Genomic DNA, 20,066 nt, shown 5'->3' with positions numbered 1-20,066 from the left:
CCTGAATTCGAGTCGGAAAATGTGAAGTCAAATATATAGAAAGCTTAAGTCGGAGAAGACGTTAGTCGAGTTCATAATGGCAATCTCGGACTTCTTCCTAAATCCGCTCGGACTCGCGGGTCTTGCGTCTCTGATACCTCTCATAATACTCTACATCATAAAGCCCGACCCGAGGAGGCTGAGAATTCCGACTATGGAGTTCCTCTCGGAACAGACCGACGAGGGCGGGACAAACCCCGTCATAGAGAGGCTGAGGAGAAACCTGATGCTGCTTCTCCAGATTCTTGCTCTGATACTCATAAGCCTCTCACTCGCGTCTCCGTATGTCGAGACGACTGCGACAGCCGAGACGGGTAACACAGTAATAGTGATAGACGCCTCGGCAAGCATGGCGACCCAGACGGGAGACGGGACGAGGTTCGAGAAAGCAGTCGCCGACGCTAAGTCAGAGGTCACGAGCACGACCTCGGTAATCGTGTCAGGAGGACCGTCGGGAAGCATACTCACCGAGGGATCAGCGGAGGAGGCACGTAGTGCTCTCGAATCGTTGAGCGTCTCCGACACACAGGGTAATCTAGCCGACGCGGTCTCGCGCGCCGCATCCGTAGCGAGCGACGACTCGCGCGTCTTAGTATACAGCGACTTCTCGGGTACGACGGAGTGGGAGATCGAGGTCGAGAAGGCACGTGCGAGCGATATCCCCGTCTCACTAAACCAGTACAACGGAGGGGGCGACTCGAACGTCGGTATAACGGATATGGCATACGACAGGAACACCGTCTCGGTCACAGTCACCAACTTCGGAGAGTCGGAGCAACAGAGATCGGTGACTCTCGGAGGTTCACAGGAGTCGGTGACTCTCGGACCCGGGTCTTCTGAGACTGTTCAGTTCGAGATACCGACAGGTAGGTCGAGGGTCAGACTCTCTCCCGGCGACTCATTTCCCACCGACGACACCGCCTACATCTCGGGACCCTCGAAGTCGACGGTAGACGTCCTTCTCGTCACTAACGACGAGAACACCTACCTCTCGACCGCGCTCTCGGTGATGGAAGAGGTGAGTCTGACAGTGAAGAACCCGCCGGCTTCGGTACCCGGAAGCTACGACATAGTCGTCTACTCGAATGTCAACCCCGACAGGCTACTCCAGGGGACAGTACAGAAGGGGCGTGAAACAATAGAGAACGGCGGAGGCGTCGTTATACAGGCACAGGAAGGTCTGTCGAGAGTGGGGTACGGAGACCTCCTGCCTGTCTCGACCGACGGCGTACAGTCGGGTGGCTCGGCACGTGTCGTCTCCGACGATCCTCTCGTCGCGGGCATAGAATTCTCGTCGCCCGACAGATACCTCAAAGCGAGCCTCAAAGAAGGAACCGCGATAGTCAACACATCCGACGGCTCGCCCCTGATAGCGGTCTCGGGAAGAAAACTCTACTACGGCTTCATGGAAAAGTCGTCCGAGTTCAAGTTCAACTATCTCTACCCCGTCTTCTGGAAACGCGTCGTCTACCGTCTCTCGGGACGTGAACGTCTGTCGTCGATGAACGTCAGGACAGGTGACAGCCTCACCTTCTCTGACACACAGACTGTCAACACGCCGACGGGGACTACGACGACGGGAACTCTAGTCTTCGACGAGGTGGGGTTCTACTCGGTCGGAGAGAACGACATAGCCGCCAACCTCCTCGACTCGACTGAGTCGGACGTCAAGGCTAAGCCGATAGAGGAGTCGTCGGTGGCGGCGCGTTCGACGGGGACGACGACAGAGGAAGTCCCGGTGAACCTGACGCCGTATGTAGCTCTCTTGGCACTACTGGTCGTCCTCTCTGAGGTCGGATACATGAAGTACAGAGGTGATATCTGATGTCAGTCTCAGGCTCAGGCTTCGTGGCACAGACGGTTCCCGACGTAGATGTGAGCGAGATCGGCGGCTTAGGTGGTCTCGTACGACGTCTGACGTCGGGGGTTGAGTTCGCGGGTTACGGATTGGAGAATCCTGTGGCACTCGTGGGCATACCCGTGCTCGCCCTCGTCCTCGTCTACGTCTTCTTCTGGAGAGGGAGCATAGAAGGAGCGAGCCGACGCAGACGCACGGCAGTCTTCGTCTCACGTCTGGTGATAGTCGCTCTACTCGTCTTAGGTGCCGCACAGCCCTACGCCGTCCAGACGAAGGAGACACCCGGAGACCCGCGTGTCAAGATGCTCGTCGACGGATCGAACAGCATGGATGTCACGGGTGCAGACTCACTCGCGACAGATCTCGCTGGGAGGATAGAGTCGAACGGCGTTCCGGTCGAGACTGTCACAGTAGGCTCGGGGAACGACTCAAGGATAGGTGACGCCGTCCTCTCGAACCTCGAACAGAACGGGAGCCTCCTCCTCGTATCCGATGGAAGGGTCACCTCGGGAAGGAGTCTCGAACAGGCGGCGTCGGTCGCGAGGAGCGTAAACGCCACCATCAACGCCGTGAATCTGACATCCTCCCAGACCCAGACAGAGAGGGCTGTGCGTCTACATGGTCCCGCGAAGACGAGTGTTGGAGTCGAGAACCGGTTCTTAGCGCGTGTAACGGGGACAGGGCTAAAAAAAGGCGGAGCGAGTCTCACAGTTAGCGTCGACGGCGAGCAGAAGATCTCAAAGAGCATCTCGGGGGAGACGAGCGTCGAGTTCAAACACACATTCGAGACGACGGGGTCACACAGGATCACCGCGACCGTAGGAGGCGGCGACAGGTTCTCCAACAACAACGTCTTCCGGAAGACAGTCGAGGTAGTCGAGAAGCCAAAGATCCTCTACGTCTCACGCGGTAACTACCCCCTCGAAAACCTCCTGAAAGACCTCTACGACGTAGACACGGCTGAGTCGGTGCCAAGCCGGTCTGAACTCAAAGACTACTACGCCGTGGTTATACAGAACGTCGCGGCGGGCGACATAGGCAACGTCAACGCCCTCCAGACCTACGCCATAGACGGAAACGGCGTTGTCGTCGTCGGAGGACCCAACTCGTATGACAAGGGAGGCTACAGCCAGTCGACTATAGGAAACATAGTTCCCGTACGTATGGGGGAGTCGAGCCAGTCGTCTAGGATCGTCCTCGCAGTCGATATCTCGGGAAGTACGACCGAGAGCATGAGCGTCCAGAAGGCACTTGCTCTCGATGTAATCGAACAGTTAGGCGACGAGAACCAGGTGGGCGTGATTGCGTTCAACCAGGGAGCCTACAGGGTCGCCGACCTACAGACTCTGGGTGGGTCGAGAGCCGAGATAAAGAACACGATACGCAGACTCCAAAACGGAGGATCGACGAGCCTCTCGGCGGCTCTCAAGGGAGCTTCTGATCTCTTAGGGGGAGGAACCGGTAACGTCATACTCATAAGCGACGGAGTCAGCAATGACGAAGCCGCGGCTTTCGCCAAGGCGAGACAGATGAACCGCAACGGAATACGTGTGATTACAGTGGGAGTCGGGGGCAACACCAACGACGACGTGATGAGAGGAATCGCCCAGAGAGGAGGCGGAACATTCTTCCCCGCTGACGAGACGAGCAGTCTGCGTGTCTTCTTCGGAGGAGAGAACAAGAAGCCAGAGGGTCAGGGTCTGAGCGTGGTCAACTCGGGACATTTCATAACACGAGGGGTCAAGACGACAGCCGATCCCGCGAATGCCCACAAGGTGACTGTGAAAGACGGTGCTGAGTTCCTCGTCGCGTCGGGATCGGGAAGACCCGCGGTCGCATCGTGGAGATACGGTCTCGGAAGGGTGGTCTCGTTTACCGCTTACGGAAACAACGGAGGTCTCGACGGGATGCTTTCGAGTCCCGACTCGTTACTCGTCTCGAAGTCGGTCAACTGGGCGATAGGAGATCCACAGAGGAAGACCGAAGGGGTCGACGTCGCCGACACGCGAGTGGGGGTGCCGACACGGGCCACATACACGGGAAGCTCACCGCCGTCTTCGTCTGACCTCTCCTTCTCGAAGACGGGAGAGTCGGACGGACAGAGTACCTACTCGGCGACTATCGTTCCCAGCGAGACAGGGTTCAAGTCGGTGATGAACGACGAGTATGCTGTCAACTACCCCCACGAGTACGACGACTTCGGACTCTCAGAAAGTCTCAGGTCAGCAGTCAGGTCGTCGGGAGGACGTCTCTTCGAACCGAATCAGGCAAGTGCTATTGCTAAGTTCGTCAAGAGCCGATCGACGAAGGTCAGAGAGGTACGTGAGAATGTGACCTGGATCGTCCTGTCCGCCGCACTCGTAATATATCTGATTGAGATCATGGCACGGAGAATATACGAGATATACGGATACAGACTCCCCGACGTCGTCCCGACCAGACTCAGAAGATGAAAAGTCAGTAAAAGCCCGAGACGTAATCCCCAACCAAGACGTTAAATAGGACACCATCTTACTAACTGAATACAAACATGGGTCTGATAGGCGGAAAGATCAACCTCGTTCTCACGCTCCTCGTCGGACTCGCCATAACCGGCACAGCGGGAGCCACGGTATTCTACCAGGAGTCAGTCAACGACCTCAACTCGAACGTCGAGGAGCTACGTCAGGAGAACCAGAACCTCAGGACAGAGCTTCGGAATACCAGACAGACGCTCCAGAACCGGACACAACGTCTTCGTGACCTCGGACAGAAAGTCGAGACGAAACAGCAGGATCTCTCACAGGTCACGAGTAATCTCGAACAGACAGAGAACGAACTTCAGCAGACACAGTCGACTCTGAGCCAGACGAGAGACAAACTCGAACAGACGAGGGCTCAGCTCTCACAGGCGAGGTCACGTGTCAACTCACTCGAATCGAAGCTTGAGACAGTCAGACAGGAGAGAAACGAGCTTCAGACCACGGTAAACGAACAGGAACAAACTATAGATAACAAGGAGCAAACTATAGATAACAAGGAGAAGAGAATAAAGGAGCTGAACACCTACATAGACAAAATACAAGTGGAATGTAGTCAGGCACAAAACTGTACGATACCGTCAGGTCCCTAAACTATGTCAGGAGCAAGCGCCTCCGGATCTGAGTCAGTCTCAGTCGAGAACGAGCGTAAGAAGATACGTAAGGCGCTCAAGGAGATACGTCAAGAGGGCTACAAGGCTTCGTTTATCTACGCGGTCGTCGACTCTTCTCTCGTCTTGATGGCAATCAACCTTCTTCTCGCTCTCTTCGAGATAAGCCAGATACCCGACTCAGTCACGGTTCGGATTCCGTCGTCAGTTCTGTCTCTCGTGAACTCGGCTTTCGCGTCTGTCGGAGCCTCACCTGTCGAGTCGCCAATAGAGCCCTCGGGGGGTGCTCTCGTGACACTCGGCGTCGGAGTCTTTGTCTTCGTCGTGAGCTTCGCCTACCGCGCCTACGTCTATTCGGAGGTCGAGAAGTTCGAGTCTATCAACCCCGAGGTCGAGGAGGCACTCAGGACGGCGAGGGACATCGCTAAGAAAGAGGACGACGAAAACCCGGTCGCTGTCGCGCTCTACGACGATGTCGTCGAACGTCTACGTTCGACTTCGAGCGCGGGTCTCCTCAGCAACAGACGTATATTCGTCAGCATACTCCTCATATTCGGAATGGCTATCGGAGCCTTCTACATGACGTACTCCGACCAGCCCGCGCTCAACTCGCCGTCGGGAATCCTGGGTTCGGATTCGTCGACCTCACAGTCGAGCGGCGGCGGCGGAGGCGGGGGAGCCGGCGGTGGACAGGGAGGCTCCGGATACCAGGGTCTCCAGTCAGGCGACAGCGTCTTAGGCGAGGCAGAGGACGTCTCGTCGGGATCTCAGAACCTCGACGCCACTTTGCAGCGCGGCGGAGGAGGCACCGGATCGGGAGGGGGAGCCTCACCCGAGAACTACGACTCAAGCGGATACTCGGGCAACGGCGGTGGGGTCGAGTCACAGCAAGCGGGCTTCGAGGAACAGCAGAAGATAGACGACGCGGATCTCGTAAAGGAATACAACGTACGTATAAGAAGCGGAAGTGATACTAATGGCTGACAGGTCTTCTCACAACTTACAACAGGTACAGTCGAAGATGCAGAGGGTAAAGGACGAGGTAGCGAAGAAGATAGTGGGTCAGGACGAGGTTCTCGAACAGGTTCTCGCCACGATGTTATGCGACGGAAACGCTCTGCTTGAGAGTAACCCGGGTCTGGGTAAGACTCTGATGATACGTACCATCTCGGACGTCATAGACCTCGATTTCTCACGTATACAGAATACCCCCGACCTGATGCCGTCGGACATAACCGGGACGGAGGTCATACGTGACACGGGGGCGAGGAAGGAGTTCGAGTTCCAGAAAGGTCCCATATTCGCCAACATCGTCCTCGCCGACGAGATAAACAGGGCGACGCCTAAGACACAGGCGGCACTCCTCGAAGCCATGCAGGAGAAACAGGTCACAGCGAGCGGTGATACCTACGACCTGCCACGTCCCTTCTTCGTTCTCGCGACTCAGAACCCGATAGACCAGGAAGGGAGTCTACATCCCGACGAGAGTCTCTACATGAACGGTAAGCTCTGGAAAGCGAGCGAGGCACTCGAACACGCGAGACAGAAGGGTGAGGTGGTACACGAGAGAGAGACAGAGACGGAGACAGAGACAGAGACGGAGACAGAGACGGATGAAGAAGACGAGGTGGAGATGCGTCTCTACGACATCGACGCCACAACACAGACGCTGAATCCTGAGGGAGAGATGGTCGAGACCGACTGTATGGTCTACGAGAAGGATTACGAGGGCGAAATATACAGCTTCGAGACTAAGACAGGGAGACGTATACGTGTCTCGGACAACCATCCCTTCCTCGTCAACAGGTCGGGGGTCATAAGCTGGGTCAAGGCGCGCAACCTCGACGAGGGCGACCATCTAGTGACACCGCGTAATCTAGAGTTAGGAAGCGACGAGTTCGTGAGCCACGACGAAGCACTCGACTCAGTCTCGGACAGGGATGAGTACAGTGTCGTGAGACGTGACGAGGTGGCGAGTCTCACCGAACGTCTGAGGGCGGACGAAGACCTCTCACACGACGAACTCGACAGTCTGAGAACAGCGGCGGGTCTCTCGAAGAAGGAGCTGTCCCAGATAACGTCGGCGTCGTACGACGAGGTTCTGAGACATCTCGACGGCTCCAGAACTCAGACAAGAGTCGGTGAAGAGATACGTGAGGCTCTTCGAGACTCTGAGATTAGAGAAGCCGACTACATCGAGTCCCACACGGTACACAGATTCGACGGCGAGATGACCGACGAGGAGGCGGGCTTCTTCGTGGGATTCGTTCTCGCCGAGGGATCAGTCTCCGACACAGGAGTGAGAGTCACACAGAAGAACCTGACTGAGAAGCTCGAAAGATGGATCGGTATAGCCGAGAGACTGGGACTCGACTACACGACGAGACAGAAGGGAGGAAAGGAAGTCAAGATCAGCTCGAAGCCCTTCGTCGACTACCTCAGAGAACGTTACAGCATAGACGAGCCGAACCGTCTTCTGCGCGCACCCGAGAAGTTCAGGAGGTCGTTCCTTGAGATATTCGTACTCACCGAGTCACACTTCGACGGTGAGAGGAGGAGAATCACGTTCAAACAGAAAGACAGGGAGACTACGAATCTCGTCGCACATCTTCTCCTCAGCTTCGGTATACTGCCGTGGATATACGAGAGAGAGGACGCATACGAGATACGTATACAGGGCGAGGACGTAGCTAAGTACACCGAGGAGTTCGAGTGGCGAGGTGAAGAACCCGACGTTGACGCCGAGGAGTTCGACTCGGCACACAGAACCACGCCTGTCGACTCCGATGCAGCCGAGAGGCTCGTCGAGATGCTCGGCGTAGACGACGTGTCTTCGAAGGACTGGTACAACTCGTACAGATGGGCACGTACGAAACGCGACCGTATGGCTAACTCCTACCTCGACTCGTTCGTGACTGAGATGGAGGAGACGGTCGATGAGAGAAAGAACGCCGAGATAGACGAAATGGACGTAGGTGAGATAGCAGACGGCTGTGGGGTCTCGATGACACAGGTAGTCGAGAATACCTCGCTCTCGAAACACGCAGTCTGGAAGACCTACGAGGGCGAGAGGGAAGAGCCCGAAGCCGTCGAGTACGTCGCCGACGAGTACTCGTCACGTGTTGAGGAAGCCGAAAACCTGACCGAGTATCTCAGAGAACTAGTCGGCTCAGACGTCTTCTACGATCCGATAACCCAGATAGAGAAGGAGGAGTACGAGGGTTCTGTCATAGGTCTCTCAGTCCCGGGGAGCCACAACTACGTCGCAGGACTTGGTGCGTGTGGAGTTAACCACAACACCTACCCTCTCCCAGAGGCTCAGTCGGACAGGTTCCTGATGAAGATAGTCCTCGACTACCCGTCTTTCGACGAGGAGGTCGAGATAGTCGACAGATACACTAAGAGTCTCGACGACAACATACAGCTTCAGAAGGTCATGGATCAGCACGAGCTTCAGAAGATACAGGAGCTCACACGTCAGGTTCCGATAGCCGACGACCTGCGTGACAAGGCGATAAGGATAGTCGGCGACACGCGTGACGACGAACAGATAGAGTACGGCGCTAGTCCACGTGCGAGCATGGGTCTAGTCCTCGCGTCAAAGGCTCGCGCACTCCTCAGGGGACGCACACACGTCAGCGAGGAGGACATAGACGCAATGGCTCCTCCGGTTCTCCGACACCGTATAATAGTCGACTTCAGAGCAGAGCGCGAGGGAGTCACAGAGGACGACGCGATAGAGAACCTGCTGTAAGAGTAGAGATAGTAGAATGGCAATACAGCCCGACTTCCTCGACGAACTCGCGCGGTTCGACGCCGCTCTCAAGAAGGAGGTCAACTCGATATTCCAGGGCGAACAGGAGTCGAAGGAGCTAGGTGAGGGTCTGACCTTCAGCGACTACCGCAACTACACGCCCGGCGACGACACACGTCTCATAGACTGGCGAGTCTACGCCCGAACCGAGGAGCTCTACATAAAGCAGTTCGAGGAGGAGAGGAACCTCACCATACACGTCCTCATAGACGCGAGCCGTTCGATGGACTTCGGCGAGGGCGACGACAACAAGTTCGAGTACGCCGCCAAGATAGGTCTCGGATTCGCATACCTCGCCGCCGACGAGAACAACGACTTCCGAGTATCTGTGTTCGGTGACGGATTCAAGAGGCTCGACACAGGAGGCTCGAACAGGGGAGAGATACTCCGTCTCATAGACCTACTCAACGAGGAGGGCGAAGACCTCGAAGGCGAGACTGATTTCCGGAAGTCGTTCGAGGAGTACGAGTCGACCATAGGGTCGAAGTCTCTCGTCCTGGTAGCCAGCGACTTCCTCGGTGACACAGACGGTATAGCCGAGGGTCTGAGTGCTCTCGCCAAACACGACGTCACACTCGCACACGTCATAGCACCCGACGAGCGCGAGCTTCCTGCGAGGGGGGACACGATATTCGAGGCTCTAGAGTCCGACACGAGTCTACGTACTTACTTCAGTAACAGACTCAAGACGACCTACCAGAACCGTCTCGAGAACCACATAAGCAGTATAGACGAGATATCCGACGAGGTACTCGCGCGCCACGTCGTCGTGAATACCGGAGACGACTTCTTCGACTCGTTCGCGAAGACTTGGGTCGAGTAGATTTGAGTAAGCAAGATAGGGGTCGTTTTTTGTCGTTCGGGACAGTCTCTTAGCTATGTTCAGCAGCGACGAGATAATCGAGACAGTCGAGATGGTCGACGACGACATGCTCGACATACGTACCGTGACACTCGGGATACGTCTGAGGTCGGACGACCCCGACGACGTATACGACAGGGTCGTAGAGGAAGGCGGCTCGCTCGTCGACGAGGCGGAGGCGGTATCGTCGAAGTACGGCGTCCCGATAGTCAACAAACGTGTCAGTGTTACTCCCGTGGGATCTGTCTTAGACGACTCGAACCCCGTCGATGTCGCGCGCGCACTCGACGACGCCGCAGACGAGATAGGAGTGGATTTCCTGGGAGGCTTCGGTGCTCTAGTCGAGAAAGGGTTCACTGAGGGCGACAAGACTGTCATAGAGTCGCTTCCCGAGGCACTCGACTCGACCGAACGCGTCTGTTCTAGCGTCAACATAGCTACGACGAAGTCGGGTATAAACGCCGAGGCGGCACGTATAATGGGAGAGACAGTCCACGATGTCGCCGAGAGGAGTCCCGAGGCAGCGGCACGTCTGGTTACATTCGCTAACGCTCCTCCCGACAACCCTTTCATGGCGGGAGCCTTCCACGGAGAGGGAGAGCCCGAGACAGCACTCAACATCGGAATATCGGGTCCCGGGGTCGTCCGTTCGGCACTCGAGGGCTACGAGGGAGACCTCGGAGAGGTATCAGAGAGGATAAAGAGAACCGCTTTCAAGATTACGCGTGCGGGTGATCTGATAGGAAGGGAGACCGCGGAGAGGATGGATACTGAGTTCGGCATAATCGACCTCTCACTCGCTCCGACGCCCGCAGTCGGGGACTCGATCGCCGACATACTCGAGGAGATGGGTCTCGAAACCGTGGGAGCACACGGAACTACGGCGGCGGTCGCACTCCTCAACGACGCCGTCAAGAAGGGCGGCGTGATGGCGTCATCGTACGTCGGAGGTCTATCAGGGGCTTTCATACCCGTGAGCGAGGACAGTACGATGAGACACAGGGTGGAGGAAGGAGACCTGTCACTCGAAAAGCTCGAAGCTATGACGAGTGTCTGTAGCGTGGGACTCGACATGTTCGCAGTACCCGAGTCTACGACGACCGACAAGCTCGCAGGTATAATACTCGACGAATGCTCGATAGGAGTAGTCAACAACAAGACGACAGGCGTACGTGTCATACCCGGAGGCGTCGAGGGCGACAGTATAGAGCTCGGTGGTCTCTTGGGTGAGGTTCCCGTGATGGAGGTCTCGGAGAGTTCGAGCGCCGACTTCGTGCAGAGAGGCGGACGTATACCCGCTCCGATACATTCGGTCAAGAACTAAGATGCCCGACTTTCCCGATCCGAGGACGAGAAACGTCCTAGAAGAGGGCTGTGAGAGATGTGCGTCACTCGTCGAGTCGCGCAGCTGTATCTCGTGGGGCAACGGAGCCGAAGACGCAAGAGTGATCGTCGTGGGTGAGGCACCCGGAAAGGGAGACCCCGACGCCGAGAGATGGAGAGGGGGCAACTGGACGGGTCTCGCCTACACCTCGCGCCACTCGGGACAGAAGGTGCGTGAGCTTATCGAGGACGCTGGTGTCGACGCCGAGGACGTCTACTACACGAACGCTGTCAAGTGTTTCCCCGAGGAAGAGGACGGTGACTCGAACCGTGAGCCTGCGCGCGACGAACTCGAAAACTGCTGGAGACATCTTGAGGACGAGATAGACGGGGTGAACTACCTCGGAGTCAAGCTCCGAGGCTTCTAGAGAAGTCTACCTCAGACACCTACTATGGGTGGGTCTTATTCTCTACGGCATCACGAAGCGGAGCTTCGTTAGCCTCTAAGCTTTGCTTAGAGACAAGTCCACTTTGCCACTAGACCATCCTCCCCATACGGGGAATTTGGCTTACCTTCGGACCTTTCGATCCAGTCCACGTATTATCGCCCGTGTATTAAGGCTATACATCAGGGTTTGCTGTTTGTTGATAAGGCAGTAAGCCCTATACCAAACTGCCGTACTACAATATTGTTGTTAATACTACTTATACATTCCGACGCGATTCACCCCCGAAGTCAAGCTTCGGGGTACTCTCGCTATTCTATATAGATCCAGAGGTAGTCGTCACGACAGGGAAACACTCGACGAGTCTCGTCCTCGAAAAGGAGGGAATGGAGTTAGACGGATTCGTCGACTCAGTCCTCGAAGCCGTCGACTGTGACTCGCTCGGCGTGAGAGTCGTACCGGTTCTACATCCCTCGTACCAGGACGTCTGGCTCTCGCGCCTCGGATACTCGTACGAAGAGTACATCGAGGAACTGAGACGGATTTTAGCTAATTAACGAAGTAGAAGAGCCGTGTCTACTCTACGTCTACTGAGCGCCGGGACCGCCCGCGCCGCCCATCATTCCGCCCATTCCTCCGAGCATCTGCTGGAGGTCTTCCTGGAGGTTCTCGAACTGCTCCTCTGCCTTCTCCTCCTTCTTCTTGAGCGACTCTATACGTACTTCGAGGCTCTCCTGTTTCTCCTCAAGCTCGTCTATCGTCTCCTGTCTGTCAGCCTTGACCATGACGTTGCCGACAGAGCGGTGAACCTCTGTGCCCTCGTCTGTCTCGCGGAGGGTTTCGAGTGCTCTCTCTGTGTCGTCTATCTCCTTCTCAGACTCTGCCTTCTGTACCGAGATCTGTTCGATCTGTTCCTGTAACTCCTGTATCTTCTCTAGCTTCTCCTGAGCCTCGGGCGGAAGTGCTTGATCCATGGACGTAAAGAGTGGGTGGAAAGTTGAAAAGAGTACTGGTTAAGATTCAGTTTCGGAGCCGGGTAGGGTCAGAGCCTCATTCGCGGTACGTGCGAGACGTAGCCACGTGTTGAGTCCGGCTCTCAGAGAAGTCAGGCTGTCGGCTTCGACTTCTATTCTCAGAAAGTCACCGTCGGTGTCGTACTCGACAGCCGTCTCCGAGTCACCGTCGATGTCGCCCACCTCGGGAAGAAGGGATCGGTAGACAGATTCGAGGTGGACGTCGGAGTCCTCCAGAGTTACAGATAAGCTGTGTGTCTTCGGGTCGCTCTCGGTCTCAGTGGACATCGACCTTCTTGATTCCGCCACCGCGCTCCTTGAGAAGTATACGGTGACCGCAGTAGGGACAGCGCACGCTACTTCTTCCCTCGAGCTCTATACTCCTCTTACAGCGCGCGCATCTGTATGCCATTGTGGATCAGATTAGATTAGTTCTGTTCTTCTACGGCTTCGTCTATCGATAGCTCCGCACGTCTTCCAGCGGGTGTCTCGACCTGGTAGCTTCCTCCGGTGAAACGGTATCCACATTTGCCGCACTCCCAGATCCCGGTGTCGGTACGGCTGACCTTCTCGGCACCACAGTCGGGACATTCGTGGTTCTTGTTCATCTCGTCCTCTATGTCGGCGACGCGTTTCCGAGCCACGCGTCCGTAACGCGCTCCGAAACGTCCCGCGCTACGCGTTACGTTCCCCTTAGTCTCATCTTCAGACATACGACGAATTTGTTACGCGAGTAAGATAAATCCTATTATTCGGGGGAAGCTATCGTGAGTATGGAACACGAATACGACGACCTCGTCGAGAGGGTGAGACGTATACGTAACGTCGAGAACGCGTCGTCGGTGCTCAACTGGGATCAGGAAGTCATGATGCCCGAGAAGGGTGTCGAGGCGCGCGCACAGGAGCTCTCGACTCTCTCGTCGATCAAACACGAGATACTCACCGACGACGAGACGGGGGAGATCCTCGACTCCGTCAAGCCGAACGGAGAAGACGAGGAAGCAGTCGTGAGGGAGATTCAACGCGAGTACACGAGGTCGGTCGAGGTTCCCGACGAACTCGTCGAGGAGATATCAGACACCTCTTCGCGCGCACATCCCGTCTGGAAGAAGGCGCGTGAGAAGAGCGACTTCGACGAGTTCGCGCCGACTCTCGAAAGGCTCGTCGAACTCAAGAGGGAGTACGCCGAGGAGATAGATCCCGACAGAGACCCCTACGCAGTTCTGTTCGACGACTTCGAGCCCTACATCGACCTCGAAACCGCTGAGAGAGTCCTGACTAACCTCAGGGACTCGATCAAGCCTCTCATCGACGACATAAGAGACTCCGACGTCGAGGTTGAGAAGGTGCTTGGGTCGGAGTACACCGACGAGAGACAGAGGGAGATCGCCGAGACGGCTCTCGAAGAGATGGGGTACGACTTCTCGCGTGGGAGGCTCGACACCTCGCCCCATCCGTTCACGTCGGGCAACACCTTCGACGCGAGGGTGACCACGAGGTTCACTAATCCGCTCGACGCGCTTATGTCGACTATACACGAGATGGGACACGCCCTCTACATACAGGGTCTACCCGACGAAGGCTATGCAACACCCCTGTCGGAGGCGCGTGACCTCACAGTACACGAGTCACAGTCGCGCCTCTGGGAGAACCACGTCGGGCGGTCGCGCGCCTTCTGGGACTACTTCGCGCCTAAGCTGAACCAAACCCTGGAGACCGAAGTCTCTCCCGGTGCCCTCTACCGGTCGGTCAACGAGGTCTCTCCCCATCCAGTACGTGTCGAGTCGGACGAACTCACCTACCATATGCATATAGTACTGAGGTTCGAGATAGAGAAAGACCTGATACGTGGAGAGATAGAGGTCGACGAAGTCCCTGGGATCTGGAACGACAAGGTCGAGGAGTACCTCGGAATAAGACCCGAGAACGACGCCGAGGGCTGTCTCCAGGACATACACTGGTCACACGGAAGCTTCGGCTACTTCCCGACCTACTCGCTCGGCTCAGTCCTCGCCGCACAGGTCTTCGACGCCGCCGACGACGAGATAGAAGACCTCAATGGTAAGATAAGCCGAGGCAACTTCTCACACCTCAGGGACTGGCTCAAGGAAGAGATACACCGACACGGCAAGCGGTACGAGACTGACGACCTCATCAGACGCGTCACGGGCGACGACCTCAACGTCGATCCCTTCGTCGAGTACGCCGAGGAGAAGTTCGGCGAGATATACGGAGTGTAACTGGGGTAGAGGCAAGAATATCCGATTTTCGTGTCTTGGCTCCAAGAATTACCTCGGACAGTAGTTTTAGTATGTATAGAGTTTAATAGTTAACTGCCGGCATAGATTCGAGAAGTTTCCCCAAACCCCACCTCGATAAACCCAAAGTCAGCCGGCGTGTCCTATTGCTTTCCCCCCACATTCGAGATAGAACAGAACCCGAGGAGAGACGTCTCTTCCATGACGACATCTGTTTAGTCTCCAGAATACTTATGATTAGACGCGTCTAAATAATTTATATGATAAGTGCATCTATGGAGGACTACCTCAAGGCTGTCTACGAACTCGAAGACACGAGAGGCTCACGCGTCAAGACGTCTTCGATAGCCGACCACCTCGGGGTGACGTCCCCGACGGTGACGAGTAGTATGGAGAAACTAGAGGACAGGGATCTCATAGACCGTGAGAAGTACAAGGGCGTGAAGCTCACCCAGAAGGGAAGAGGTGTTGCTCTCGAGACATTACGCCACCACAGGCTCCTCGAGACTTTCCTGTCGGAGTACCTCGACTACTCGTGGACCGAGGTACACGACGAGGCGGACGTCTTGGAACACCATATCAGCGAGGAGTTCGAGAGAAGGGTGGCTTCGGCACTCAACGACCCCGAGGTCGATCCCCACGGAGACCCGATTCCGACCGAGAGCCTCGATCCTCTCGCCGAGAAGGGGACTCAGCCACTCTCTGCGGCTTCGGAGGACGAAACCGTCTTAGTTGAGCGGGTCAGCGACAGGGACGAGGAGAAGCTCCGGTACCTCTCAGAGGCTGGTATAGTCCCGGGAACCGTGGTGACTGTAGTCGAGGTGGCTCCCATAGGTATGGTAGTAGTCGACGTCGAGGGCGAGGGAGAACAGTCACTCCCCGAGGAGATAGCCGAGAGAATCTACGTGAGTGAGACCACGGAGCCGACGTCTTCTAACCGAAGTCAGGAAACCGAGACACGCACATAGACAGAGATGATAGACTGGATAACACTACTCGTAATAGCCTTCACGACACAGCTTGCGGTTCTGCCCGGCGAGAAGGTTCAGCTCATAATAGCGGGTCTGTCGACGAGGTACAACCCTGTCGTCGTCGTCTCCGCCGCCGGAACCGCTTTCGCCGGCTGGACAGCCTTAGAGATACTCCTCGGAAACGCGCTCAAGGGGGCTCTCCCCGAGGTCTACCTCGACGTCTTCAGCGCGTCTCTCTTCGTGGTATTCGCAGTCCTCCTATACAGGTCAGCCCCCGGATCGGGAACCCCAGAGGAGTCAGAGAAAGTCTACGACGACGTCGACGTCTCAGTTCTCGGCTGGGATGTCCCCGACTACCTCGGCGGCTTCCTTCCTATATTCGCTATGATGGCTGCGGGAGAGTTCGGAGACAAGACACAGGTCGTGACGATAGGACTCGCGGCTCAGTACGGTGCTCATCCCGCTATCTGGGCGGGCGAGATGCTCGCTATAATTCCCGTAAGCATAGCAAACGCCTTCTTCTTCCACAGGTTCTCCCACAGGTTCGACGTCAGGAAGGCGCATTACGCGGGCGCAGTTCTCTTCGTCTTCTTCGCGGGAGACACAGTACTCAACGTAGTCGCAGGCTTCTCAGTCTGGGAGAGATCAGTGTCGTCAGTCGCTCATATACTGAGTAGCTTCGTGTAGCCGCCTATACTTAGCCGAAGCTTAATACCTCTTAAATGCGAGACGTATTTATGGCTCTTCCCCTCGCTGTCGAGTTGGTAGTAGCAGTGGGTGTCGGTGGTCTGATAGGCATCGAGAGAGAGAGGAGCGTTCCGGGTCAGGTTTTCGCGGGAAGCCGGACACTCCCACTAGTGGCTCTCCTAGGTGCGGTCACCAACGAGTTCTTCGAGAGCCTTCTGGCTGTGGCGTTCACGGGAGTGGTCGCTCTGTCTGTCCTCGGGTACGTCTACGAGGCGAGTGCCGGGAAGCCGATGTGGAAAGACGAGTCAAGGACTGAGTCCGAGAAAACGGGTCATAACTCGGAGGAGTATGTGGGTATAACGACTTCCGTGAGTACGGTCATAACCTTCATCTACGGAGGAATGGCGACACAGTCGGAGGAAGGCTTAGTCATGTCAGTCGTACTCGGAACACTTACGATGGCGATACTCGCAGCCAAAGAGCCGATACACTCCTTCGCGGGACGGATAGGAGAGGATGAGATGTTCAACACGGCTCTCCTTTTCAACGTAGGCATTCCCGTAGCAGGCATGACCGCAGTGGGACTCGTCCTGTCTGTCTTGCTGTTTTTCAAGGACGTCTCGGGTAAGACGCCCGGGGTCGACCTCGAAAACCCGTTCCGACTCAAGCCGGCACTCGGATTCGGAGTCTTCTTCGCCGTTATACTCCTCGTCTCGAACGAGGCGAGTCAGACCTTCGGTGACCTCGGAATCTACGCGACTGCTCTCTTGTCAGGACTCGTCGACGTCGACGTCGACTCGATAACCATCTCTCTCAGTAAGCTAGCCCTCGATGGAAGTATAACTCCGAGAGTCGCGGCGAACGGAATAGTCATAGGTGCGATAACCAACACCCTAGTCAAGATAGGCATCGCAGTGGTTCTCGGAACCCGAAGTCTCGGTGTCGAGATGGCGAAGGTTCTGGTTCCGACGGTTATGACGGGTCTCGTACTCGTGTTCGTAGTCTGATACTGATACGAGAGAGACAGACAGTACGGTCGGGATAGGGCTATGATTTATACCAAGACGGACTGTAGGTCGGGTATGAGCATCGAGAACAGGAAAGAGCTCGTACAGGCGGCGCGCGACCGTCTCGACGACTGGCTCTACGACGCGAGACGTAAGGCGTACAACGAGATGTTCGCGGGCGAAGACGCCGTACTTACCGAGGGGGAGATACGTAAGTTGGACTGGATCGACTCCGAGATGCACAGGGAGTCGGGCGAGGGTCTCTGGGGGGAAGCCGAGTACGGCATAGTACAGGGGGAGAAGGTCTCGGAGGACGGCTCTCCCCGAGTCGTCTGTACCTACCATCCACAGATACCCGAGTCAGCCTACAGAGGGGAGGGGATTCCCGACAGGGAGACGCGCGAGAAACTCAACGACGCCCTCTGGGAGTACTACGACAGGGTCGCCGAGTACCTCAGGATCGATCTTGAGGACTTCCTCAACAGAAAGGGAGGTGCCGCCGAGGACTGAGTAGCAGTAGCAGTGACTCACAAATTCAGAGAAAGACTACGTCGTCGGCGACGCTTCCGAGAGCCGACGAGAAGCCCTTGTCGACGCCGATTACACGTGTCTCCGACCCTGCCTCGTTAGCCTTTTCGAGAGCGGGCTTGAAGTCGGCGTCTCTCGTCGCCACGATGAGGTCAGCACCCTCAACTGCGTACGCCGTCGCGTCGACGGAGAGCTTGACGTCGACGTCGCCCGAGGTCACGACTGGCTCCATCCCGTTCGTCTCGACAGCCTCAACGAGAGACGGAGGCGCGTGGTGGTTGAGGTAGACACGTGTGACGTTGAGGCTCGCACAGTCCTCGGCGACCTCACGTATGTCTTCGAGACGGACGTCGAACTCGTCCCTGAGAAGGTTAGGACCGTCTACGAGGAGTGCGGTCTTCCTCCTCGGTGACGAGACGAAGTCAGAGAGCGGGAAGGAGTCGTACATACGTGGTATAGAGACGAGTAATATAAATAGGGTTCGGAGACCCATCGCCAATCCGTCAGACTTATACTTATAACCCGTCAAGAATGTACTGCGCGTTGGTGGTCTAGTGGTATGACATGGGCCTTCCAAGCCCTTAACCCGGGTTCAAATCCCGGCCAACGCACTGTTTCTTCCCGTTCTCAGGTTTTGAGTGAAAAGGAACTCAAACACCAAGTCGCCAGAGCTCGGTAAGCCAAATTTTATCTTGGCTATCGTCTTCTTTTCGGGTAGAGAATGCCATTACTCGTCGACATACGTAAGCTCACGGTAATCGACTCACTCGTCAAGGAGAGCTCCAAGACGCTCGCCGACTACATAGAGTCGCTCACGGGTGTCGAGTCGGAGATAGAGGTCACGGGTCTGACCTTCATCGACCCGGGAGACCTGAAAAACGAGATAGGGAGTTCGGAGAAGTTCAACGTCGTAATAAACATGGACAGTCCTCCTTACGGTCTGTTCCTGCTGACGTTTACACCCAGAACTGCGAGGAGGGTCTCGGAGCTGATGACAGGGAAGGAGATAGAGGGCGAGGAGATCGACGGCATACACAGGAGTGCCCTACAGGAGCTCTGTAACGTCCTGACCTCGGGCTTCATAGACGGCTGGGCTAACGCCTTGGACACTAGCATAGAGATAAGTACACCCGAGGTCGAGAGATCGACGGGGAACGAGATCTCGAACAGGGTTGTATCACACGTTCACGAGGACTCGCTGTCGATAGTCATAGACACTGTGATGGAGTTCGACGAGAACGAGACAGACGGGGACTCGGAGAGCGACTTCAACTTCGAGTTCTACATGATACCCGACGTCGGCTCCTTCGTCTACCTCATCGACAGACTCGACATCTGATTAGATCATAACCCAGATGTCCTCGGACTCCTTGACGGCTCGTCTCAGAGCGTCGACAGCCTCGTCCTCGGTCTCCCATTTCGCCATAGTCGCCCCCATCTCCTCGTAGTACTCGACTCCGTCGACTGTGAGGCTCCAGTAGTATCCCTCGACGTCTCCGGTCATTCCCTCCATTCCTGAGACATCGACGAGAGAGAAGACTGCACCCGTCTCGGGATGTGTGAACGACTCGACTCCGTCTTCGTCGGCGTCGTCTTCGAGATCTTCCCATTCGACGTCACTCATAAGCTGGTCGGTGTCCATCTTAACCGAGTTTAGTTTGGTCGAACCACGACTTATTACTTCCGCACGTCTCGGGGGAGCCGAAGTTATGTAGACCACAGGCTAAAACCCCGTCCTTTATGTGTCTCGAAAATCGGAGATTTTCGATGAGTACGCGAATTGCTACGAAAGGCACTTGCGCCTTCGGCATGACGAGACGGCTTGCCGTCTCGAACCACTCCGATTCGCTTGAAGTCGGATTTATACGACGAGGGTAGGGCAGGGATACAGTCACAAATTCTTCGAATTTGTGGGTAGCAAGATCAGAGATCTTGCGACAGCCGTCTAATTCTTAGAGGGCAAGATACTTGTTCTTGCTCTCGTATATTCATATAGTCCTAATTGGAGGTAAGTAGGTGTCCTCCCACGCTTTCCGAGTGATTGTCGGATATGTAGTAATGTAGGAAGTGTGCGCCCCATTCGTCTTTAGCTAAGACTCACACCTCGGTTGCGTAGCGGTAACTAGCGTC

General features: G+C 56.0%; 18 protein-coding genes, 1 tRNA gene and 5 pseudogenes. 18 read left to right on the top strand and 6 right to left on the bottom strand.

Features of this window, described 5'->3' with window-relative positions:
* Window positions 1-76: 76 nt before the first annotated feature.
* The 11 genes and pseudogenes from SV253_00490 (at window position 77) to SV253_00440 (ending at window position 12,029) form a co-directional block, all read left to right on the top strand.
* Window positions 77-1,864, top strand: coding sequence for a VWA domain-containing protein (locus SV253_00490; protein MDY6774563.1), 1,788 nt, complete (start codon window positions 77-79; stop codon window positions 1,862-1,864).
* A complete protein-coding gene (locus tag SV253_00485) occupies window positions 1,864-4,350 on the top strand; it encodes a VWA domain-containing protein (GenBank protein MDY6774562.1) in 2,487 nt (828 codons plus the stop codon). Before SV253_00490 ends, SV253_00485 begins: the two co-directional genes overlap by 1 nt.
* Window positions 4,351-4,427: 77 nt before the next feature.
* A complete protein-coding gene (locus tag SV253_00480; GenBank protein ID MDY6774561.1) occupies window positions 4,428-5,009 on the top strand; it encodes a hypothetical protein in 582 nt (193 codons plus the stop codon).
* A gap of 3 nt (window positions 5,010-5,012) precedes the next feature.
* The gene (locus SV253_00475) at window positions 5,013-6,011 is read left to right on the top strand and encodes a hypothetical protein (GenBank protein ID MDY6774560.1); all 999 of its coding nucleotides are present in this window, start codon (window positions 5,013-5,015) and stop codon (window positions 6,009-6,011) included.
* A 13-nt stretch (window positions 6,012-6,024) separates the two neighbouring features.
* Window positions 6,025-6,498, top strand: a pseudogene (locus SV253_00470) (AAA family ATPase).
* A 24-nt stretch (window positions 6,499-6,522) separates the two neighbouring features.
* A pseudogene (locus SV253_00465) lies at window positions 6,523-8,313 on the top strand (LAGLIDADG family homing endonuclease).
* 12 nt (window positions 8,314-8,325) lie between these two features.
* Window positions 8,326-8,781, top strand: a pseudogene (locus tag SV253_00460) (MoxR family ATPase).
* A 16-nt stretch (window positions 8,782-8,797) separates the two neighbouring features.
* Window positions 8,798-9,664 (top strand): DUF58 domain-containing protein, encoded by an 867-nt coding sequence (locus SV253_00455; protein ID MDY6774559.1) that lies wholly within the window; start codon window positions 8,798-8,800, stop codon window positions 9,662-9,664.
* 55 nt (window positions 9,665-9,719) lie between these two features.
* Entirely contained in the window at window positions 9,720-11,027 is a 1,308-nt protein-coding gene (locus tag SV253_00450) for a PFL family protein (protein ID MDY6774558.1), read from the top strand.
* 1 nt (window position 11,028) lies between these two features.
* Window positions 11,029-11,421: pseudogene (locus SV253_00445) on the top strand (uracil-DNA glycosylase family protein).
* Between the two features lie 371 nt (window positions 11,422-11,792).
* A pseudogene (locus tag SV253_00440) lies at window positions 11,793-12,029 on the top strand (uracil-DNA glycosylase).
* A gap of 30 nt (window positions 12,030-12,059) precedes the next feature.
* Here the strand turns inward: SV253_00440 and SV253_00435 are convergent.
* From SV253_00435 to SV253_00420, 4 genes are read right to left on the bottom strand one after another with little or no spacing between them, the layout of a single operon-like run.
* Complete coding sequence (locus SV253_00435) at window positions 12,060-12,446, bottom strand: prefoldin subunit beta (GenBank protein MDY6774557.1); 387 nt, start codon at window positions 12,444-12,446, stop codon at window positions 12,060-12,062.
* A gap of 39 nt (window positions 12,447-12,485) precedes the next feature.
* The gene (locus tag SV253_00430; GenBank protein MDY6774556.1) at window positions 12,486-12,773 is read right to left on the bottom strand and encodes a KEOPS complex subunit Pcc1; all 288 of its coding nucleotides are present in this window, start codon (window positions 12,771-12,773) and stop codon (window positions 12,486-12,488) included.
* The gene (locus tag SV253_00425; protein ID MDY6774555.1) at window positions 12,763-12,897 is read right to left on the bottom strand and encodes a DNA-directed RNA polymerase subunit P; all 135 of its coding nucleotides are present in this window, start codon (window positions 12,895-12,897) and stop codon (window positions 12,763-12,765) included. Before SV253_00425 ends, SV253_00430 begins: the two co-directional genes overlap by 11 nt.
* Window positions 12,898-12,913: 16 nt before the next feature.
* Complete coding sequence (locus SV253_00420) at window positions 12,914-13,198, bottom strand: 50S ribosomal protein L37ae (protein ID MDY6774554.1); 285 nt, start codon at window positions 13,196-13,198, stop codon at window positions 12,914-12,916.
* Between the two features lie 60 nt (window positions 13,199-13,258).
* Here SV253_00420 and SV253_00415 point away from each other — a divergent pair, with 60 nt between their 5' ends.
* The 5 genes from SV253_00415 to SV253_00395 all read left to right on the top strand — a co-directional run bounded on the left by SV253_00415 (window position 13,259) and on the right by SV253_00395 (window position 17,918).
* On the top strand, window positions 13,259-14,725 hold the full coding sequence (locus tag SV253_00415) for a carboxypeptidase M32 (GenBank protein MDY6774553.1): 1,467 nt from the start codon (window positions 13,259-13,261) through the stop codon (window positions 14,723-14,725).
* 278 nt (window positions 14,726-15,003) lie between these two features.
* Complete coding sequence (locus SV253_00410; protein ID MDY6774552.1) at window positions 15,004-15,711, top strand: metal-dependent transcriptional regulator; 708 nt, start codon at window positions 15,004-15,006, stop codon at window positions 15,709-15,711.
* Between the two features lie 6 nt (window positions 15,712-15,717).
* Window positions 15,718-16,401, top strand: a complete 684-nt coding sequence (locus SV253_00405; protein MDY6774551.1) for a TMEM165/GDT1 family protein — start codon at window positions 15,718-15,720, stop codon at window positions 16,399-16,401.
* A gap of 50 nt (window positions 16,402-16,451) precedes the next feature.
* Complete coding sequence (locus SV253_00400) at window positions 16,452-17,408, top strand: MgtC/SapB family protein (GenBank protein ID MDY6774550.1); 957 nt, start codon at window positions 16,452-16,454, stop codon at window positions 17,406-17,408.
* A gap of 75 nt (window positions 17,409-17,483) precedes the next feature.
* Window positions 17,484-17,918, top strand: coding sequence for a hypothetical protein (locus tag SV253_00395; GenBank protein MDY6774549.1), 435 nt, complete (start codon window positions 17,484-17,486; stop codon window positions 17,916-17,918).
* Window positions 17,919-17,943: 25 nt separating this feature from the next.
* On the opposite strand, the gene SV253_00390 is transcribed toward SV253_00395, so the two are convergent.
* Window positions 17,944-18,384 (bottom strand): NYN domain-containing protein, encoded by a 441-nt coding sequence (locus tag SV253_00390; GenBank protein ID MDY6774548.1) that lies wholly within the window; start codon window positions 18,382-18,384, stop codon window positions 17,944-17,946.
* A gap of 92 nt (window positions 18,385-18,476) precedes the next feature.
* On the opposite strand from SV253_00390, the gene SV253_00385 reads away from it, so the two are divergent.
* Both SV253_00385 and SV253_00380 read left to right on the top strand, forming a co-directional pair.
* Window positions 18,477-18,547 (top strand) — tRNA-Gly (locus SV253_00385).
* 110 nt (window positions 18,548-18,657) lie between these two features.
* Window positions 18,658-19,275, top strand: a complete 618-nt coding sequence (locus tag SV253_00380) for a chemotaxis protein CheC (protein ID MDY6774547.1) — start codon at window positions 18,658-18,660, stop codon at window positions 19,273-19,275.
* On the opposite strand, the gene SV253_00375 is transcribed toward SV253_00380, so the two are convergent.
* Window positions 19,276-19,560, bottom strand: a complete 285-nt coding sequence (locus SV253_00375) for a hypothetical protein (protein ID MDY6774546.1) — start codon at window positions 19,558-19,560, stop codon at window positions 19,276-19,278.
* Window positions 19,561-20,066 lie beyond the last annotated feature (506 nt).

The sequence above is a fragment of the Candidatus Afararchaeum irisae genome (assembly GCA_034190545.1).
Lineage (GTDB): Archaea > Halobacteriota > Halobacteria > Halobacteriales > Afararchaeaceae > Afararchaeum > Afararchaeum irisae.
The sequence above is the reverse complement of the archived record's forward strand: the minus strand, read 5'-3'. Positions and strand labels throughout refer to the sequence as shown.

What these genes read in the sequence shown, in the direction of transcription:
- SV253_00490 (MDY6774563.1), top strand. Translation starts at nt 77, where the DNA reads ATGGCAATCTCGGACTTCTTCCTAAATCCGCTCGGACTCGCGGGTCTT.
- SV253_00485 (MDY6774562.1), top strand. Translation starts at nt 1,864, where the DNA reads ATGTCAGTCTCAGGCTCAGGCTTCGTGGCACAGACGGTTCCCGACGTA.
- SV253_00480 (MDY6774561.1), top strand. Translation starts at nt 4,428, where the DNA reads ATGGGTCTGATAGGCGGAAAGATCAACCTCGTTCTCACGCTCCTCGTC.
- SV253_00475 (MDY6774560.1), top strand. Translation starts at nt 5,013, where the DNA reads ATGTCAGGAGCAAGCGCCTCCGGATCTGAGTCAGTCTCAGTCGAGAAC.
- SV253_00455 (MDY6774559.1), top strand. Translation starts at nt 8,798, where the DNA reads ATGGCAATACAGCCCGACTTCCTCGACGAACTCGCGCGGTTCGACGCC.
- SV253_00450 (MDY6774558.1), top strand. Translation starts at nt 9,720, where the DNA reads ATGTTCAGCAGCGACGAGATAATCGAGACAGTCGAGATGGTCGACGAC.
- SV253_00435 (MDY6774557.1), bottom strand. Translation starts at nt 12,446, where the DNA reads ATGGATCAAGCACTTCCGCCCGAGGCTCAGGAGAAGCTAGAGAAGATA.
- SV253_00430 (MDY6774556.1), bottom strand. Translation starts at nt 12,773, where the DNA reads ATGTCCACTGAGACCGAGAGCGACCCGAAGACACACAGCTTATCTGTA.
- SV253_00425 (MDY6774555.1), bottom strand. Translation starts at nt 12,897, where the DNA reads ATGGCATACAGATGCGCGCGCTGTAAGAGGAGTATAGAGCTCGAGGGA.
- SV253_00420 (MDY6774554.1), bottom strand. Translation starts at nt 13,198, where the DNA reads ATGTCTGAAGATGAGACTAAGGGGAACGTAACGCGTAGCGCGGGACGT.
- SV253_00415 (MDY6774553.1), top strand. Translation starts at nt 13,259, where the DNA reads ATGGAACACGAATACGACGACCTCGTCGAGAGGGTGAGACGTATACGT.
- SV253_00410 (MDY6774552.1), top strand. Translation starts at nt 15,004, where the DNA reads ATGATAAGTGCATCTATGGAGGACTACCTCAAGGCTGTCTACGAACTC.
- SV253_00405 (MDY6774551.1), top strand. Translation starts at nt 15,718, where the DNA reads ATGATAGACTGGATAACACTACTCGTAATAGCCTTCACGACACAGCTT.
- SV253_00400 (MDY6774550.1), top strand. Translation starts at nt 16,452, where the DNA reads ATGGCTCTTCCCCTCGCTGTCGAGTTGGTAGTAGCAGTGGGTGTCGGT.
- SV253_00395 (MDY6774549.1), top strand. Translation starts at nt 17,484, where the DNA reads ATGAGCATCGAGAACAGGAAAGAGCTCGTACAGGCGGCGCGCGACCGT.
- SV253_00390 (MDY6774548.1), bottom strand. Translation starts at nt 18,384, where the DNA reads ATGTACGACTCCTTCCCGCTCTCTGACTTCGTCTCGTCACCGAGGAGG.
- SV253_00380 (MDY6774547.1), top strand. Translation starts at nt 18,658, where the DNA reads ATGCCATTACTCGTCGACATACGTAAGCTCACGGTAATCGACTCACTC.
- SV253_00375 (MDY6774546.1), bottom strand. Translation starts at nt 19,560, where the DNA reads ATGAGTGACGTCGAATGGGAAGATCTCGAAGACGACGCCGACGAAGAC.